The 16,703-nt window shown below is 63.9% G+C and carries 15 protein-coding genes, 2 pseudogenes and 1 riboswitch; of the genes and pseudogenes, 11 read left to right on the forward strand and 6 right to left on the reverse strand.

Features of this window, described 5'->3' with window-relative positions:
- Positions 1 to 98 precede the first annotated feature (98 nt).
- From F6X37_RS03615 to F6X37_RS36655, 6 genes and pseudogenes are all read left to right on the forward strand, one after another.
- Positions 99 to 1,826, forward strand: coding sequence for a methanol/ethanol family PQQ-dependent dehydrogenase (locus tag F6X37_RS03615; RefSeq protein WP_187610354.1), 1,728 nt, complete (start codon positions 99 to 101; stop codon positions 1,824 to 1,826).
- A 116-nt stretch (positions 1,827 to 1,942) separates the two neighbouring features.
- On the forward strand, positions 1,943 to 3,214 hold the full coding sequence (locus tag F6X37_RS03620) for a c-type cytochrome (RefSeq protein ID WP_187610355.1): 1,272 nt from the start codon (positions 1,943 to 1,945) through the stop codon (positions 3,212 to 3,214).
- An 86-nt stretch (positions 3,215 to 3,300) separates the two neighbouring features.
- Positions 3,301 to 3,615, forward strand: a complete 315-nt coding sequence (locus F6X37_RS03625; protein WP_187610356.1) for a high-potential iron-sulfur protein — start codon at positions 3,301 to 3,303, stop codon at positions 3,613 to 3,615.
- Positions 3,616 to 3,764: 149 nt separating this feature from the next.
- A pseudogene (locus F6X37_RS37875) lies at positions 3,765 to 3,809 on the forward strand (hypothetical protein); the annotation flags it as partial.
- 12 nt (positions 3,810 to 3,821) lie between these two features.
- The gene (locus F6X37_RS03630) at positions 3,822 to 4,031 is read left to right on the forward strand and encodes a hypothetical protein (RefSeq protein ID WP_244144869.1); all 210 of its coding nucleotides are present in this window, start codon (positions 3,822 to 3,824) and stop codon (positions 4,029 to 4,031) included.
- A 516-nt stretch (positions 4,032 to 4,547) separates the two neighbouring features.
- A pseudogene (locus F6X37_RS36655) lies at positions 4,548 to 4,664 on the forward strand (GFA family protein); the annotation flags it as partial.
- Positions 4,665 to 4,897: 233 nt separating this feature from the next.
- Here F6X37_RS36655 and F6X37_RS03645 read toward each other — a convergent pair.
- The 4 genes from F6X37_RS03645 to F6X37_RS03660 all read right to left on the reverse strand — a co-directional run bounded on the left by F6X37_RS03645 (position 4,898) and on the right by F6X37_RS03660 (position 6,417).
- Positions 4,898 to 5,218 (reverse strand): type II toxin-antitoxin system PemK/MazF family toxin, encoded by a 321-nt coding sequence (locus tag F6X37_RS03645; RefSeq protein WP_187610357.1) that lies wholly within the window; start codon positions 5,216 to 5,218, stop codon positions 4,898 to 4,900.
- On the reverse strand, positions 5,212 to 5,460 hold the full coding sequence (locus F6X37_RS03650; RefSeq protein WP_090804210.1) for an AbrB/MazE/SpoVT family DNA-binding domain-containing protein: 249 nt from the start codon (positions 5,458 to 5,460) through the stop codon (positions 5,212 to 5,214). The genes F6X37_RS03645 and F6X37_RS03650 overlap by 7 nt, the downstream gene beginning before the upstream one ends.
- A 234-nt stretch (positions 5,461 to 5,694) precedes the next feature.
- Positions 5,695 to 6,102, reverse strand: a complete 408-nt coding sequence (locus tag F6X37_RS03655; protein WP_187610358.1) for a GFA family protein — start codon at positions 6,100 to 6,102, stop codon at positions 5,695 to 5,697.
- Positions 6,103 to 6,132: 30 nt separating this feature from the next.
- The gene (locus tag F6X37_RS03660; protein ID WP_090804206.1) at positions 6,133 to 6,417 is read right to left on the reverse strand and encodes a hypothetical protein; all 285 of its coding nucleotides are present in this window, start codon (positions 6,415 to 6,417) and stop codon (positions 6,133 to 6,135) included.
- Between the two features lie 83 nt (positions 6,418 to 6,500).
- Here F6X37_RS03660 and imuA point away from each other — a divergent pair, with 83 nt between their 5' ends.
- The 4 genes from imuA to F6X37_RS03680 are packed head-to-tail and all read left to right on the forward strand — an operon-like array spanning position 6,501 to position 12,012.
- Positions 6,501 to 7,208 carry a translesion DNA synthesis-associated protein ImuA gene (imuA, locus tag F6X37_RS03665; RefSeq protein ID WP_184029676.1) on the forward strand — a complete coding sequence of 236 codons (708 nt, stop codon included), beginning with the start codon at positions 6,501 to 6,503 and terminating at the stop codon, positions 7,206 to 7,208.
- Positions 7,138 to 8,607, forward strand: a complete 1,470-nt coding sequence (locus F6X37_RS03670; protein ID WP_184071321.1) for a Y-family DNA polymerase — start codon at positions 7,138 to 7,140, stop codon at positions 8,605 to 8,607. Before imuA ends, F6X37_RS03670 begins: the two co-directional genes overlap by 71 nt.
- A gap of 19 nt (positions 8,608 to 8,626) precedes the next feature.
- The gene (locus tag F6X37_RS03675) at positions 8,627 to 11,776 is read left to right on the forward strand and encodes an error-prone DNA polymerase (protein ID WP_187610359.1); all 3,150 of its coding nucleotides are present in this window, start codon (positions 8,627 to 8,629) and stop codon (positions 11,774 to 11,776) included.
- A 47-nt stretch (positions 11,777 to 11,823) separates the two neighbouring features.
- On the forward strand, positions 11,824 to 12,012 hold the full coding sequence (locus tag F6X37_RS03680; RefSeq protein ID WP_090804200.1) for a hypothetical protein: 189 nt from the start codon (positions 11,824 to 11,826) through the stop codon (positions 12,010 to 12,012).
- Here F6X37_RS03680 and F6X37_RS03685 read toward each other — a convergent pair.
- Positions 11,999 to 13,060 carry a HoxN/HupN/NixA family nickel/cobalt transporter gene (locus F6X37_RS03685; RefSeq protein ID WP_187610360.1) on the reverse strand — a complete coding sequence of 354 codons (1,062 nt, stop codon included), beginning with the start codon at positions 13,058 to 13,060 and terminating at the stop codon, positions 11,999 to 12,001. The genes F6X37_RS03680 and F6X37_RS03685 overlap by 14 nt on opposite strands.
- A 52-nt stretch (positions 13,061 to 13,112) precedes the next feature.
- A riboswitch (cobalamin riboswitch) is annotated at positions 13,113 to 13,301 on the reverse strand.
- Positions 13,302 to 13,692: 391 nt separating this feature from the next.
- Between F6X37_RS03685 and F6X37_RS03690 the strand changes: the two genes are divergently transcribed.
- Positions 13,693 to 15,252, forward strand: coding sequence for an FAD-dependent monooxygenase (locus F6X37_RS03690; RefSeq protein ID WP_187610361.1), 1,560 nt, complete (start codon positions 13,693 to 13,695; stop codon positions 15,250 to 15,252).
- 79 nt (positions 15,253 to 15,331) lie between these two features.
- On the opposite strand, the gene F6X37_RS03695 is transcribed toward F6X37_RS03690, so the two are convergent.
- The gene (locus tag F6X37_RS03695) at positions 15,332 to 16,510 is read right to left on the reverse strand and encodes an acyl-CoA dehydrogenase family protein (RefSeq protein WP_187610362.1); all 1,179 of its coding nucleotides are present in this window, start codon (positions 16,508 to 16,510) and stop codon (positions 15,332 to 15,334) included.
- Between the last annotated feature and the right edge of the window lie 193 nt (positions 16,511 to 16,703).

A 16,703-nucleotide genomic window follows, 5' to 3' on the forward strand; every position in this document is an offset into this window, starting at 1 on the left:
CATGTGACTTGCAGTAACGGCACCGCAACCGGATCGACACGGAACAAAGGGGCGACGCCTCTCCCGGCACTGCATCGACAAACACTCAGGAGACGACCATGAAGAACCGTTCGCCCGCCGCAGGCCGGCTGGCTGTCCTTGGAGCGAGCATCGCGATCGCGATGGCACTGAACGTGGCTCCGGTGCACGCCGCCCCGGACTATCCCGCCGTGACCTACGAGCGCCTCGCTCAAGCACAGAGCGACCCGGGCTGGCTCACCTACTACCGCAGCTATAGCGGCCAGTCACATTCGCCACTGAAGCAGATCGATGCATCGAATGTCGCCGGGCTCAAGGAGGCCTGGAGCTATCAGTTCCCCGCGGAACTCAAGCAAGGCTTCGAAGCAACCCCGATCGTCAACGGCGGCTACCTTTTCGTCAGCACGCCGAAAGACAACGTCTATGCATTCGATGTCAAGAGCGGCACGAAGCTCTGGAAATACGAGCCGAAGCTCGGCGCGGAATCGTTCAGGACCGCATGCTGCGACGTAGTGAATCGCGGCGTCGCGCTGTATGGCAAGAACGTCTACGTGGCCATGCTGAGCGGCGAGGTAGCCGCGATCGACGCGCAGAGCGGCAATGTCGTATGGAAGAAGCAGATGTTCGAACCGGGTCTCGGCTACGCGTTCTCGCTCGCGCCGCTCGCGCTCGACGGCGCGATCGTGGTCGGTACATCAGGCGGCGAGTATGGGATTCGCGGCTATATCGCCGCACTCGATCCCGACGACGGCTCGATCATCTGGAAGCGCTATACGATCCCGAATGCCGGCGACAAGGGCGGCGATACGTGGCCCGACGGCATGCAGGAACATGGCGGCGGCGCGGCGTGGCTGACCGGCACCTACGACGCCGCCACGCAGACGCTGTACTGGGGCGTCGGCAATCCGGGACCGTGGCTCGCCGCGCTGCGTCCCGGCGACAATCTGTACTCCGATTCCCTGCTCGCGCTCGATCCGAAGAACGGCGACCTGAAGTGGCACTATCAGTACACGAGTAACGACACGTGGGACTACGACGGCGTCAACACGCCGGTTCTTGCCAACATCAACTACAAGGGCAAGCAGTATGACGCCATCATCCATGCCGACCGCAACGGCTTCTTCCACGCGATCGACCGCAAGACCGGCAAGCTGATCTACGCCGAGCCGTTCGTCAAGGCGCTGTCGGTGACGGGCTATACCGCCGACGGCAAACCAGTTCAGGACGCCAGCCGGTTTCCCAAGGCCGGCACGACGATCAACACCTGTCCGAGCTTTCTCGGCGGCAAGAACTGGTGGTCGACTTCCTACGATCCCGAGCGGCACATCGCGGTGGTGCCCTCGCTGCATGCGTGCATGAGCCTGTCCGGCAAGTCGGTCAGCTACATGGAGGGTCTGCCCTACCTCGGCGAAGGCTTCGAGATCCAGCCTGAACCGGGCAGCCAGGGTTATGGCGAGCTTCAGGCCATCGATGTCAATACGGGCAAGAAGCTGTGGGGTCACTGGACCAGGATGCCCTGGAACGGTGGCGTTGCCACGACGGCCAGCGGCCTCGCCTTCAGCGGCTCGCTCGACGGCCATCTGTACGCGTTCGACGTGACGACGGGCAAGGTGCTGTGGGAGAGCCCGCAACTCGCGAGCGGCATCGTCGCGCAACCTTCCGTGTTCGAAGTCGACGGCAAGGAATACGTGGCCGTGCTCGCGGGCTACGGCGGTGCGAATCCGATCTGGGGCGGCCCGATGGCCGACGTCGCGAAGGACGTTCCGCGCGGCGGCACGCTGTACGTGTTCGCGCTCGATCGCAGCTAGGCGCAGCCACCGCACCCGCATCGTTCTGCCCATCCGGCCTTCGCAGCCGCATCTTTCCGCGCCCGCGCGCAGCCCATGCGGGCGCGGTGTTCCCGCCATCACAGGAACGCACCATCATGAACATTCGATTCACTCACCTTGCTCTCGCCAGCGCGCTCGTCGCCGGCGCCGCACATGTTGCCGCCCAGGCGGCCGCGCGGATGTCTTCCAGCGTCCGCGTGTGCACGATGCCCGGCAGCCCTTCGGCCGAACTGGACAAGTCCGTTGCACGCGCGGTGTTGAGCGCGGCGGGCATTACCGCGACATTCGCGCCGCGCGGCATCGACGACGACGGCGGCGACGACGGCATCTCCGCTCGCGAGCTCTCGACATCGCTGCAGCGCAACTGCGACGTGATCGCGGGCTTTCCGCGTTCGAGCGTGGCCGACGGCTCCGACTCGCACCTGCTCTTTTCCGGGAGCTATCTGCACTCCGGTTACGTCAGCGTCACGCTGCGCGGCGGCCATGCGGCCAACACCCCCGTCGCGGCGCCGGACGGCAAGATCACCATTGCCGCCACCTGGTCGAGCCCGTCGCAACTGATCGCGGTCCAGCAGAAGAACGCGCGCTTCGATCTGGAAACCACCTCCGAGCTGACCGTCGACGCCCTCGCGAAAGGGCGCGCCCAGCGCGCGATCGTCTGGTACCCGGCCGTGGTGGCGTATCGGCATGCGCACCCGCAGCAGCACTTCGACGTTGCCGTCGCCGAGTCGCCCTATGCCGACTGGAATCTGGTGTTCGCGTCGGGGCCCGACACGCAGCCGCTGCAAAAGCGCATCGATGACGCGCTCACGCGTCTGCGCAGCGATGGCCGGCTCGCAGCGCTCACGCGCAACTGGGCGCTGCCAACCACCCTCGCGAGCGGTTTGGCGACCGCGGCCAGCACTCACGCGAATCTCGCGCGCTATCTCGACGGCCCGAACCAGGCGTCGCCGCGTGCGGACCTATGGCGCGTGGGCGGCATGCCCGCCGCCGGCGGCTTCATCAAGGTTGCGGCGACGACCGAGACACCGTCGTTCGATCACGATCAGGTCACCCACGGTGAACATCTGTATGCCGATTCGTGTGCGAAATGCCACGGCGAGAAGCTCGAAGGCAACACCGCGCCGTCGTTGATCGGACCGGCGTTCGCGCCAGCGGCGAACTCGCATCTGACGATCGGCGGCATTTACCAGTACATGTCGACCAACATGCCCGCGGATCATCCCGGCAAGATGAGCGACGAGGAGTACGCCGATCTGATGGCCTTCCTGCTCTATACGAATGGCTACGACACCGGCAGCGCGAAGCTGACCGCGCAAGCCGCGCAATCCTCGACCACACCGCTGAACGCCGGACCGCGCCACTAACACTTTGCTTCGCACCGCATTACGACGCCACGCCGCTTCAATCGAATGCGGCATGGACGACCCATTTCTTTTCTCAGGGCATCATCATGGTCTCTCACAACCGCAGACACTTCATTCTCCAGGCCGCGGGCCTGTGTGCCGCGCTCGCCAGCGCCGAGCTCGCGTTAGCCGCGCCGCCCGCCGTCGATGAAAACGACGCCGCGGCCAGCTCGCTCGGCTATCGTGCGAAAGCGGGCAGCGTCGACGCCGCGAAGTTCCCCAAGTACCACGCGGGCCGGGACTGCGCGAACTGCCGTTTCTATACCGGCGCAGCGGGCGAGGCTTCAGGACCGTGCCCGATGTTCCCCGGCAAATCGGTTGCCGCTGACGGCTGGTGCAACGTCTATGCGCAACGAGTTTGAGCGCTGGTCCGTGGGTGCGCCGCAAAGCGGTGCACGCGCGATGGCCGCGGCCGATGCCGTGATCGGTCCGTCGGACGGGGGACGCGTCGGCCCCCCTTCAGGCGCTGATCGAACTCGGCCTCACGCGCGGCTTTCTCACCCGCGGCGACATCGTCGACGCCCCTCCGCAGCACGCAGCCGACGGCGCGCAAATCACCGCGGCAACGGTGACGCTGCGCGAGTTGGGCATCGCCGTGCGCGAAGCCGCCGCTACGCAGGCGGCACGGACGCCCGAACGGCATTTCGCGAACGCCAACGCCGTGCCGGGCGCGCCCGTCGATCCGCTCGTGGGCCACACGAGCGATCCGGTGAAACCGTACCTGCGCGAAATGGGAACGAGACCGCTGCTCGAGCGCCTCGGACGCGCGGCACATTAAGCGCGAACGTCGGGATCCATCACACGTTCTGACGCCGTCTCCGGTCGGATGATGCTGCGTCGCAGCCGCGGGGGTGTCGTTCATCGGTCTCGCCGCTTCGCTTGCCCTCGCGCCAGAGACGCGCTCGCTGAGCCTGCAAGAGGCGGCATCGCTGAATCACTAACCCGCTCACCGGCGTGCCGTTGCCGGTCAGGCAACGGCACGCCCATCGTCTCGACTCCCGTTTCCCTCTATCCGGAACAACATCATGAAATTCGAAGGCATCTACACCCCTGCTATCACGCCGTTGACGCAAGGGCAAATCGACAGGACGCCCTTTGCCGACGTGCTCGAATCGCTGATATCGCGGCCGGCCGGATGAGCGTGTCGATGGGCCGCGAGTACTTCGAGACGGTCTGCCATGCATCGAAGACCAGGACGATGCTCTGCCAAGCTACGGTCCGTTATACGTATGCTTAGGCTCCCGAGCTAACACTGGATCACTTGAACCGGAGAAGATCCATGTCGACTCCCTGGATGGGACGCTGCCTGTGCGGCGCGGTGCAATACGAAGCTCGCGGTGAGTCACTTGCGCAACTCATCTGCCATTGCAGGGATTGTCAGCGTGCTTCCGGTTCCGCGGGTTTGCCGGTCGTCGTAGTAAGAGCCGCCGGCTTTTCGTTCAAAGGCGAAATCAGGCCTCATATGAAGATCGAATGCGATCATCTATCGCGGCCCTGTGATTACCCACGAGGTAGCGCGAACGGCGATGTGACGTACATGCGCGACGGCGCCGCGTTGCTCGTCGACGAGGGATCGTCATTGCGCATGTGGGAGACGGATACCGGCCGGCGTGCGGAGCGCTTGCGCGCCAAGTACTTTCCCCTTCATTCAGCGAACACTTCCTGCAACGTTCTCAGGGTGTCCATCAAAGTATTCTCGGCAACAAAACCCTCTTTCTTGACCAGCCGCACCTTATCAACGGTGCGAATTTGGTCTAGCAAAATCAATCCTTGCTTTCGCTTGAAAGTCACCGGCACGCGGAAGGGCGCGGGGCGGCCCTTCGAGGTCATCGGGGCGACAATGACCGTGCGAAGGTGATCGTGCAGTTCAGGCGGAGAGACTACGACGCAAGGACGTGTCTTTTGGATTTCGCTACCTAACGTCGGATCGAGAGCGACTAGCCAAACCTCGCCGCGCACTACCACGTTATCTCCGCATCACCTGCGTTGCCGAACTCACCCATCACCAGTGCGTCGTCGCCGGTTTCCGCAACCCGTTTGCTTGCAACGGCCCAGCCTTCGCGCACAGCTTTCTGCGGACGACGAATTACTAGCGCGTCGTTCTCGACTTCCATGTCTACCTCATCCTCTAAACCAAGCTGGGCAAGTATCGGCTTGGGGATCAACACCCCTTGCGAGTTGCCCATTTTGCGAATCGTCGTTTTCATGGCTATACCGTATATACAATGTTATACCCAGCCCAATGCGATGGAAACACAATGTTATTACATTTTTCGAGGTTTTGAAATGAATCTAGCGCGCGGTCAGTCGTACAACGCGTCAAAGCCCGCTATCGCCTCGCGGCGATCTTTCAAGCCCGAGTTCGCCCAGTTCACGTCCGAACGCCATCAACTGGACGCCCACCGCCTCACCATCCGCGCAGAGCGCCCTGACCGGCGCAATCAAAGCTGCCGCGTTTCCGAAGGCGGATTGCCCCAGTCGTTGTGCAGGCCATTCCGATAGGTCACCGGCGCATTCAACGCCGCATCGAGATCGAGTTCATCGAGGCACATGATGTTCACGTTGATATACGGATACCCCGTGCCGTTTGGCATATCTATGCGATCGAATACGTGAACCCCGCAGCGTTTGCAGAACGGGTGATGCGCGACCGCATTGTGCCCCTGATATTCGCTGAGCGCGGCTTCATCCGAAAGAAGACGAAAATCTTCCCGGCGAACCTGCACGTGCCAGAATCGCAGCCTGCTGCAGTAGCTGCAATTGCACTTCGACGTGCCCTCGTCGAAATCGATGCGAGCCTCGAACTTCACGAATTGGCAATGGCAACTTCCGAGGTACGTGCGCAACATGGGGTTCTCCGGGGTTGAGGGCCGCTGCCATTATGGACGGCACGACTTCGCGCTGCCAATGCACGAGCCGTCGCAACCCTCGCAGTAATGCCGGTCGCGCACCGCGCGATCCACGCGCCAGACGTTCGCCGCAACCGGCGCCGCCGTCCCCGCCGAGCGCCCGTTTTCCCGCGCATGAAAGGTCGGCTCGCCCGCCTTGCCGCGGCGAATCGCTTCATCGATGTCCGGCTCGCCGAACACCGCTTTCAGTTCGGCCACGAACGCCGCGATCTCCGGCATCGGATGCCCGGCTGGCTTGCGCACTCGCATGTCCATGAACCCGCCCCCCAAAAAAGTGCCTGTTCGCTATCTCATAAAACCATGTAGGATACTGTATATCCATACAGGTATTTTCGCAAATGACAGCTGCCCTGCCAGCACCGGAAGCCATTCACCCGTCCTTGTGGCGGGCGTCCCAGCTTGGCGCTGGCCGCGGCCGCAGCGTCGATACCGGTTATCCGGCCCTGTCGGCGGAGTTGCCCGGCGGTGGCTGGCCGCTCGGCGCGCTGGTCGATCTGCTCGTGCAGCAGGCCGGCGTCGGCGAACTGCGGCTGTTGCAGCCGGCGCTCAGCGCCGTCGGCGAGCGTCCGCTCGTCTTCGTGCAACCGCCGCATACGCCGGACGGCCTCGGGCTCAACTACATCGGCCTGTCGCTGCAGCAGGTGCTGCGGATCAATGCGCCGAAAACCGCCGACGCGCTGTGGTCCGCCGAGCAGATCCTGCGCGCCGGCAGTTGCGGCGCGCTGATCTTCTGGGCGCAGTACGCGCAGGCGTCGTCGCTGCGCCGTCTGCATCTGGCCGCGCAGTCGTCGGAGACGCTTTTCATCATGGTGCGGCCGCTCGCCACCGCGCAGGAGGCATCCCCCGCGCTGCTGCGGCTCGCGCTCAGGCCATCGGCCGAAGGTCTCACCATCGACATCGTGAAACGACGAGGGCCCGCTCGCGCAGAGCCCCTGTCGATTCCCCTTCAACCCACTCCCGTTCTGCTTTCCCGACATGCGCGTCTTTCTCGCCGTTCATCTGCCAAAGTTGCCGCTCGAGGTCTTCAGACCGAAGTGGTCGCCTGAGCCCGCGCATGGCTGCGCGGTGCTGGAGAAAGACAAGGTGGTCATGGCCGACCCCGCCGCGCGCTCGGCAGGCGTGCGTCCGGGCATGAAGCGCGGCGGCGTGCTGACGCTGTCGCCGCAGACCGAGATGTATGAGCGCGATAGCGGTCGTGAAACGGCAGCCCATCGCGAGGTGGGTATCGCGCTGATGCGCTTCTCGCCCGAAGTCGCGCTGCTCGATGAGGCGACGGTCGTCGTCGAGATCGGCGCGAGTTTGCGGCTCTTCGGCGGCCTGCTCGCGCTGTGCCGCGATACGAAAGCCATCCTCGACGCGCTCGGCTTCACCGCGCGCATCAGTGCCGCGCCGACCGGCCAGGGCGCGTGGCTGCTCGCGAAGTTCGGCAACCGGCGCGTGCTGAAGCTCGCGTCGCTCGACCAGCGCCTGTCCGCCCTGCCGATGCTCGCCGTGCCCGAAGTCCGCCCGTTCGCCGACTGGTTCACGGGCCTCGGTTGCGAGCGCATCGCCGATCTGCGCCGCCTGCCCCGCGCCGGCTTGCAGCGCCGCTGCGGCGAACATCTGCTCGACTCGCTCGACCGCGCGTTCGGGACCGCGCCCGAACTGTTCGACTGGCTCGAACTGCCACCCACGTTCTCGGCGCGCATCGAGATGCCGGACCGGCTCGAACACGCGGATGGCGCGGTGTTCGGCGCGCAGCGCCTGATCGTGCAACTGTGCGGATGGCTGTGCGCAAAACAGCTCGCGCTCACCGGCATTCGCCTGTCGCTCGAACACGAGCGCGGACGCGCTGCGATCGAGCCGACCACGATCGACGTCGCACTCGGCGAGCCGACCTGGCGCGAAGAACATCTGATGCGGCTGCTGAAGGAGCGGCTGCATCGTATCGAGCTCGCCGCGCCCGTGATCGCGTTGCGGCTCGACGCGTCGAACGTCGAGTCGGCCGCGCCCGCGTCGGACACGCTGTTTCCCGAACCGGGCGGCTCGCAGGAGGATCACGCGCGGCTGCTCGAACTGCTGGTCGCGCGGCTCGGCGAAGAGAACGTGCTGAAACCCGCGCCGAGCGCCGATCATCGTCCGGAGATCGCGAACCGCTGGCTGCCGGTGTCGCAGCCGGTCAAGCCCGGCCCGCTGCCGCAGAATCTGCCCCGCCCGACGTGGATGCTCGACACGCCCGTGCGTCTGCTGATGCGCCAGCACCGCCCGTTTTATGGCTCGCCGTTGCGCATGGTGTCGCCGGGCGAGCGCATCGAGAGCGGCTGGTTCGACGGCGAGCTCGTCACGCGCGACTACTTCGTCGCGCAGGCGGACGACCAGAGCTGCTACTGGATCTACCGCGAGCGCGTGAGCAGCCGCGACGCGGAAGAAGAGCAACGCTGGTTCCTGCATGGCCTGTTCGGCTGATAGGCGCGGATGAGCGGCCATGGACACCACCTTCACGATGCTGCCGGCGTATGCCGAGCTGTTCTGCTTTTCCAACTTCACGTTTCTGCGGGGCGCGTCGCACGCTGAGGAACTGGCCGGGCGTGCCGCGCAACTCGGCTACTCCGCGCTCGCGATCACCGACGAATGCTCGCTCGCGGGAGTCGTGCGCGCGCATGTCGCGGCGAAAGAAGCGAAGCTGCCGTTCATCGTCGGTTCGTATTTCCGGCTCGTCAACGCCGATGGTTCGCCGGCGTTCGGCCTGATCCTGCTCGCCCGCAACCGCAACGGCTACGGCAATCTGTCCGAGTTGATCACGCTGGCGCGCATGCGCGCGCCCAAGGGCGAATACCGGCTCACGCCGCAGGATCTGTCGCGGCCGGAGAAGGAGTATCGCCACCTGCTCGGCATGCCCGACTGCCTCGCGATTCTCGTGCCGGATTTCCCGGCCAGCGAAGACGCGCTCGATGCGCAGGTCGAATGGCTCGACGAAACGTTCACCGGCCGCGCATGGGTCGGCCTCGTGCTCCATCAACGCGCGATGGACGACCTGCATCGCGGCGCGGTCGAGTTCGTCGCGCGCAGCCGCGACGTGCCCGTCGTCGCGCTCGGCGAAGTCGTGATGCACGTGCGCTCGCGCAAGCCGCTGCAGGACACGATGACCGCGATCCGGGTCGGCAAACCGGTCCATCAGTGCGGCTATGATCTGGCGCCGAACGCCGAGCAGCATCTGCGCTCGAGGTTGCGGCTCGCCAACCTGTACCCGCAAGACGCGCTGGCCGCGACGGTCGACATCATGAGCCGCTGCACGTTTTCGCTCGACGAGCTGCGCTACGAGTATCCCGACGAGCTGGTGCCGGCCGGCCATACGCCGGCCTCGTATCTTCGTCAGGAAACCTATGTCGGCGCGCAGCGGCGTTTTCCCGCGGGGATTGCGCATCACGTGCAGCAGCAGATCGAGCACGAACTCGAACTGATCGCGGACCTGCAGTACGAGCCGTATTTCCTGACCGTCTACGACATCGTCCGCTTCGCGCGCAGCCAGCACATTCTGTGTCAGGGGCGCGGGTCGGCCGCGAACTCGGCGGTCTGCTATTGCCTCGGCGTGACGGAGGTGGACCCCGCGCGCGGCAACATGCTGTTCGAGCGCTTCATCAGCAAGGAGCGCGGCGAGCCGCCCGATATCGACGTCGACTTCGAGCACCAGCGGCGCGAAGAAGTGATCCAGTACATCTATCGCAAGTACGGCCGCGACCGGGCGGCGATCGCGGCGGCGGTGTCGACCTATCGTCCGCGTGGTGCGCTGCGGGAAACGGGCAAGGCGCTCGGCGTCGATCCGCAGATCGTCGACGCGGTCGCGAAGTCGCACCACTGGTTCGATACCAGTCGGGATCTGCTCGCGCGTTTCGCGGAATCCGGCCTCGATCCGAACCAGCCCCTGATTCAGGCCTGGGCGAAGCTCGCCTCGCAACTGCTGAATTTTCCGCGCCACCTGTCGCAGCATTCGGGCGGCTTCGTGATCAGCCGCGGCAAGCTCACCCGGCTCGTGCCGGTGGAAAACGCGGCGATGGCCGACCGCTCGGTGATCGAGTGGGACAAGGACGACCTCGAATCATTGGGCTTGCTGAAGGTCGACGTGCTCGCGCTCGGCATGCTGTCGGCGATCCGGCGCACGCTCGACCTCGTTTCGGAACAGCGCGGAGAACGCTTCGAAATGCAGGACATCCCCGCCGAGGATGAGGCGACCTACGCGATGATTTCGGCCGCCGATACGGTCGGCGTGTTCCAGATCGAATCGCGCGCGCAGATGAGCATGCTGCCGCGCATGCGGCCAGAGAAGTTCTACGACCTCGTCATCGAAGTCGCGATCGTGCGGCCCGGTCCGATTCAGGGCGGCGCCGTGCATCCCTATCTGCAGCGCCGTCAGGGCTTCGAGCCCGTGACCTATCCGAGCGACGCGTTGAAGACCGCGCTGGGCCGCACACTCGGCGTGCCGATCTTCCAGGAGCAGGTGATGCAGGTGGCGATTCTCGCGGCCGGCTTCACCGCCGGCGAAGCCGACCAGTTGCGACGCGCGATGGCCGCGTGGAAACGCAAGGGCGGACTCGAAAAATACTATGACCGCATCGTGCTCGGCATGCAGGAGCGCGGCTACGACCAGGCCTTCGCCGAGGCGATCTTCGAGCAGATCAAGGGCTTCGGCGAATATGGCTTCCCCGAAAGTCACGCGGCCAGTTTCGCGCTGCTGGTCTATGCGAGCAGCTGGCTCAAGCGTCACGAACCCGAAGCCTTTCTCGCCGCGATGCTGAACAGCCAGCCGATGGGCTTCTATTCGCCGTCGCAACTGGTTCAGGATGCGCAGCGGCACGGCGTCACGGTGTTGCCGGTCGATGTGACGATCAGCGGTTGGGACTCCTCGCTCGAACCCCGTGCGGGGGCGACGCGCCCCGCCGTGCGTCTCGGTCTTTCGCTGCTGCGCGGCATGAAGGACGGCGCCGCCGAACGGATCGAGAACGCGCGCGCGGTTCGCCCGTTCGCGAGCGTCAACGATCTCGCGCGCCGCGCGCAGCTCGACCGCAAAGACCTGCATGCGCTCGCGGATGCGAATGCGTTGGCAGCGCTCGCGGGAAACCGCCGCGAAGCGCTGTGGCAGTCGGTCGTCGCGGTGCCGGACAAGGATATGCTCGCGGCCGCGGCGACTCAGGACGAAACGCCCGAACTGGGCGCACCGAGCGAAGCGAACGACATCGTCGCCGACTACCGTTCGCTCGGCCTGACGCTCAACCGCCATCCGCTGGAACTGCTCCGGCCGCAGTTGCTCGCGAACCGGCTGATGCCGGCCTCGACGCTGCGGACCTATCGCAACGGCCGCCTCGCGCGCGGCTGCGGACTGGTGACGGTCCGTCAGCGTCCCGGCACGGCCAAGGGAGTCGTGTTCGTCACGCTCGAAGACGAGACGGGCAACGTCAATGTGATCATCTGGCCAAGCCTGCTTGAAAAACAGCGCAAAGAAGCGTTGGGCGCCGCGCTGCTCGCCGTGTACGGCACGTGGCAGTGTCAGGGAGAAGTACGGCACCTCGTCGCGCAGCGGCTCGTCGACATGTCTCATCTGCTGGGCGAGTTGCAGACGACGAGCAGAGACTTCTGCTGATGCGAGCGCGCAAATACGTATCATCGGAACAGCAAACGGAGGCATCCATGTGCTATTCGGCTCAGATTCTGGCGGACTACCGGCGCTACGTCCGCATGTTCGGCGCGCACATGAGCATTCGAACGCGCGACATCATCATGGCAACGCGTCCGGGCAGCACGATCCTCTGCATGTCTGAGCCGGACGCGTTGCGCATCCGGCAGGTTTGTTCTGGCTTTTCGATCAGCCCAGGTTGACGGGCATGTCGTCGTAGCGCTTGAGCTTGTAGAACAACACGGACACCAGCCAGCTGACGACGAACAGGCCGATCACCACGTAGCCGAGCAGGCCAAAGTTGTCCGATGCCGTGCCGATCAGATCCCAGAAGCCGCCCTTGAGGTCGAGCTTGTCCGCGATCAGCGCCAGCACCTCAATGCCGCCGATCAGCACCGCCACAATCACCGACACGAACGTAATCGTGATGTTGTAGTACAGCTTGCGGACCGGCTTCATGAAAGCCCAGCCATATGCGCCGAGCATCAGCACGCCGTCGGCGGTATCGACCAGGCACATGCCCGCAGTAAACAGTGCGGGGAAGATCAGGATAGTCGCGAGAGACATGCCATCAGCGGCCTGAGCGGCAGAAATACCGAACAGCGCCACTTCCGTCGCCGTATCGAAGCCCAGGCCGAACACGAAGCCGATCGGGTACATGTGCCAGCTACGTGAGACAAGGCGGAACAGCGGACGGAAAATGCGCGACAGGAAACCGCGCTTGTTGAGCAGCATGTCGAGGTCTTCCTCGACGAGGCGCTCGCCACGCTGCACGCGCCGGAAAGTCTTCACCACCGACACCAGAATCATCACGTTGACGATTGCCAGCACCAGCAGAAAACCCGCCGACACTGAGGTGCTGATGATTCCACCGATTGCCTTCATGTCTTCGAAGCGTGCTTTCAGCGTGACGGCCGCGAACGCGACGGCAACCGAAAGCGCGATCACGATCGTCGAATGCCCCAGCGAAAAGAAAAAGCCCACTGCAACCGGGCGTTTGCCGCCTTGCATCAGTTTCCGTGTGGTGTTGTCGATAGCGGCGATGTGATCTGCGTCGACCGCATGGCGCAAGCCGAACGTATAAGCGAGCAATGCAGTGCCGATCAACGCGGGGCGGCCATGAAGGGCAGTGAGCGCCCAGATCCAGACGCCGACGTTGGCCGCTATGAGCAGTGAAAAAATGCCGATGACCTTGCCGCGTAGCGCCTGCGGGCCGTCGTCGAACAGGTGAGAAAGATAAGGCTGTCGCATGAATGTCCTCGCATGCTGGTGAAGCGCCCGGTATGGGCGGGTTTACCGGGCGCGATTACGTCCCGGGCGCGGCAGGTCTCCTGGCTTACGTGTCTGCGCCCGACGCCGCCTTCCCGGTTGCCCAGTGGCCTGATGACATCGGACTTCGCGTTTACAGTTGCGGGCACAGCTATGGTCTTGGCGTTTGCCTCACCATATTCCCTATTAATGCCTTGCGGCAGCCGTCGCGATGGCGATTATCGCGTACAAACCGTGCAGATAGCTTTCGATCGGAAAGCCGACTGACAGTCGTCTCTCTTTGCGTTGTTGCGTGCGCCACCAGTCCTGGCGACACGGCGGTCGGCAAATGCGCGATGGGCCTACACGCTCGCCGCGCGCTACAGTTCGCGCTCGCACGGCTTTGAACGCCGCCGGCTGTTGCAACCCATCGCCACAATGTTATAAAGCTGTGTCGGAAAAGGCAGACTTGGTTTGGTAAGCCCAAGTCCTTTCGGTAACGAAAGCTCTGGTCTTTGGCCTCGCGCACGAGATCCCCACGACGAACATTCGACGCTGTACAGGCGTCCAAACGTTCGTCCGTGTGGTTCTCAACTGAGGAACGCTCCGGTCGGACATCGACACAGGAGTAGTTCATGCGCAGACATCATCCAGATATCTATGACGTTGTGATTGCCGGGGCCGGCCCCGTCGGCCTGTTTCTCGCCTGCGAGCTGCGCCTGTTTGACCTCTCGGTCCTGGTGCTGGAGCAAGCCGAGGACCCACACTCCCCATTGAAGCGCCTTCCATTCGGAATGCGCGGCCTTTCGGCGCCGACCCTTGAAGCGCTGTATCGTCGTGGGTTGCTGGATGAGGTAGTCGCGGCGCAGCGTGAGAGTGATGCCGCAGGCAAGAATGCGACGACCGCACACTGGACGGGACAGCCGCGTCGGCCAGCCGGCCACTTCGCGGGCATCCAGTTCTATCACGACGACGTTGACACCTCGAAGTGGCCATATCGTCTGCCAAGCCCGGCCGACACCAGCATGGCAGTCGAATTGGAGACACTCGAAACTGTCCTGGCTCGCCGAGCCAGTGCGATGGGGGCCGAGATCCGGCGTGGTTTTAGTGCCAACGCGATAAGGGCGTCAGACGACGAGGTAAATGTTCACGCGGGTGGCGAGACTTTCGCCGGACGCTGGCTTGTCGGTTGCGATGGTGGTCGTAGTGCGATGCGCAAGGCAGGCGCCTTTGATTTCGTTGGCACCGAACCGGAGTTCACCGGCTATTCCGTTGAAATCGAGATGGCAGACCAGCAAGCGCTCCGCCCCGGCCGGCACTATACGTCGAAGGGCATGTACACCTATGCACGGCCTGGCACGATCGCGATGGTGGAATTCGATGGCGGCGCCTTTCACCGGATCCAACCGATCACGCTGGAGCATGTGCAGGCAGTGTTGCGCCGCGTGTCGGGCACAGATATCACCCTGACAAAACTTCAGATCGCTACCACCTGGACGGATCGAGCTTTCCAGGCGACAACGTATCGCAAAGGACGCGTGCTGCTTGCGGGTGACGCCGCACACATCCACTCCCCCTTGGGCGGTCAAGGGCTTAATCTCGGTCTGGGAGACGCGATGAACCTGGGTTGGAAGCTGGCATCCACGATCCGTGGCGACGCGCCGACCAATCTACTCGACAGCTATCAGCGGGAACGGCATCCGGTGGGAGTGAACGTTCTCGACTGGTCGCGCGCGCAGGTTGCGCTCATGCGCCCCACCCAAAGCACGCGCGCGCTTGCAGCCGTCATCCGTGATCTCATCGAGACCCGCGATGGCGCGACGTACTTTGCTGAGCGCGTGTGGGGCGTTTCGCTCCGCTACGACCTTGGCGGCGGTCATCCGCTGGTAGGCCGCAGCGCTCCTGATTTCGAGCTCGTCGACGGAACAAAGGTCGGCGGTCTTCTGCGCGAAGGAAAAGGCCTATTCCTGGAGTTCGACCCGGGCGCATCGCTTCAGGCGCTCGCGAGCCGTTGGCGAGAGCAGGTCACCTATGTCGCAAGCGACGTCAAGGAACGGCTGGGATTGCGCGCTGTACTGCTGCGTCCTGACGGGTTCGTCGCGTGGGCAAGTGAAGCCGCCATTCGCGATGAGGAGATTGCCGAAGTCTTGGCGCGATGGTTCGGCAAACCTGGGAATGCGCGTGGATCCGTTTAGCTGAGAGCATCATCGGAATGGCGGGTTTCCTGGGGCCTACAGACGTCCCCTCACATCGATCGACTATCTTGCGGCTCGACTAGCCGGCGGCGGTCTTCGAGACCAAGTCTTCCAGAAGCAGCCTGCCAACTGCAGCATAATTTCGTTGCTGGGCCACGACGTGTTGCGCCCCGGCGTGAAGGTCACGCAATCGCCGCTGCAGCGGCGAGGCGTCATAGAGAGCGCTCCCGCCACCCAGCGCGAAGCACGCGTCGGCAATACGCACACAGGTCGAAGCGATCCACACGGCGTTCTGCGTGCTTTGCATGCGCAGCGCGTCGTCGTTGATTGTTCCCGCCAGCGCATGGCCCCAGTGGCTTGCGGCCTGTACCTCCATGAACGCCTGCGCCGCCCTCAGGTCGGCTTCGACTCGGCCGAGTTCTGCCTGGAACAGCTCCGAATCACGCATCGCAGTCACCGCGCGATGCTGCCTCCGGCCGGTATTCGCAAGCGCGACGAGTTCCCCCAACGCTCCTTCGGCCACACCGACGGAGAAGGCGCTGTGCATCACCGGAATGAGTTCCCGCCCGCTCTGATAGAGCGGGCCCGGAAGACAAGGCACGCCGTTCTCGATATCAAAGAAGTTCCTTTCCGGCACGATCTTGTCGGCGATCGCGATGTGATGACTGCCGGAACCCTTGAGCCCTGCCACGTGCCACGTATCCTCGATCCGCCATTCGGACGCTGGGAGAATGAAGCCGCGCACCAGCGGCGGCCCGTCTTCGCCGGCGCAACCGGGAAGCGGCCTCCCGTCTTTCGTCATCGTGCAGAAACCCATCATCCATTCGGCTTGCTGACAACCGCTGGCGAACGGCCAGCGCCCGCTCACGCGCCAGCCGCCCGTCACCGCCTGCGCGGTACCCGCAGGCTGGGACGAACCGGCAAGGATGACGTCCGGACCCGTCTCGTAGACCTGATCATATGTCCGAATGTGCAGCAAGGATGCAAACAGCGCACCTACGCTGGCAATCATCGCGAGCCAGCCCAACGACCCATCGATCTTTGCGAGTTCGACGATCACCCTGAGCCCCTTCGGAAGATCAAGCTCCATTCCGCCGTGACTCCTGGGTACGAACATGCGATAGATGCCGATCGCCTTAAGCGTCTCCACCAGGTCTGGAGGCATTCGGCGTGCCGCTTCGATTTCGGCTGCGCGCGATGGAATGCTTGGCGCCAGTTTGCGGATTTCATCAAGCATACGGTCGACTTCATTGGTCATGGCGTGGGTCCTTTGACGTGAGTATCGCGGAGCGACTCTTTCAAAACACCCTTGATCCACGAGGTATTCCATCCGATGCAACGCGTCACGTCGCATTAAACCGAATGATCGCCGAGCTTGCGCTGTTATTCTGGGCGAGGGGCTCTGCGCCGCATCGAGACGGTCAGCAATCCTTCCGACGTTCACGCCATCT

It is taken from the genome of Paraburkholderia sp. 31.1, from assembly GCF_014397645.1.
Classification (GTDB): domain Bacteria; phylum Pseudomonadota; class Gammaproteobacteria; order Burkholderiales; family Burkholderiaceae; genus Paraburkholderia; species Paraburkholderia tuberum.

What these genes read in the sequence shown, in the direction of transcription:
- F6X37_RS03660 (WP_090804206.1), bottom strand. Translation starts at nt 6,417, where the DNA reads ATGGACATGCGAGTGCGCAAGCCAGCCGGGCATCCGATGCCGGAGATC.
- F6X37_RS03655 (WP_187610358.1), bottom strand. Translation starts at nt 6,102, where the DNA reads ATGTTGCGCACGTACCTCGGAAGTTGCCATTGCCAATTCGTGAAGTTC.
- F6X37_RS03620 (WP_187610355.1), top strand. Translation starts at nt 1,943, where the DNA reads ATGAACATTCGATTCACTCACCTTGCTCTCGCCAGCGCGCTCGTCGCC.
- F6X37_RS03615 (WP_187610354.1), top strand. Translation starts at nt 99, where the DNA reads ATGAAGAACCGTTCGCCCGCCGCAGGCCGGCTGGCTGTCCTTGGAGCG.
- F6X37_RS03670 (WP_184071321.1), top strand. Translation starts at nt 7,138, where the DNA reads ATGCGCGTCTTTCTCGCCGTTCATCTGCCAAAGTTGCCGCTCGAGGTC.
- F6X37_RS03625 (WP_187610356.1), top strand. Translation starts at nt 3,301, where the DNA reads ATGGTCTCTCACAACCGCAGACACTTCATTCTCCAGGCCGCGGGCCTG.
- F6X37_RS03685 (WP_187610360.1), bottom strand. Translation starts at nt 13,060, where the DNA reads ATGCGACAGCCTTATCTTTCTCACCTGTTCGACGACGGCCCGCAGGCG.
- F6X37_RS03650 (WP_090804210.1), bottom strand. Translation starts at nt 5,460, where the DNA reads ATGAAAACGACGATTCGCAAAATGGGCAACTCGCAAGGGGTGTTGATC.
- F6X37_RS03675 (WP_187610359.1), top strand. Translation starts at nt 8,627, where the DNA reads ATGGACACCACCTTCACGATGCTGCCGGCGTATGCCGAGCTGTTCTGC.
- F6X37_RS03690 (WP_187610361.1), top strand. Translation starts at nt 13,693, where the DNA reads ATGCGCAGACATCATCCAGATATCTATGACGTTGTGATTGCCGGGGCC.
- imuA (WP_184029676.1), top strand. Translation starts at nt 6,501, where the DNA reads ATGACAGCTGCCCTGCCAGCACCGGAAGCCATTCACCCGTCCTTGTGG.
- F6X37_RS03680 (WP_090804200.1), top strand. Translation starts at nt 11,824, where the DNA reads ATGTGCTATTCGGCTCAGATTCTGGCGGACTACCGGCGCTACGTCCGC.
- F6X37_RS03695 (WP_187610362.1), bottom strand. Translation starts at nt 16,510, where the DNA reads ATGACCAATGAAGTCGACCGTATGCTTGATGAAATCCGCAAACTGGCG.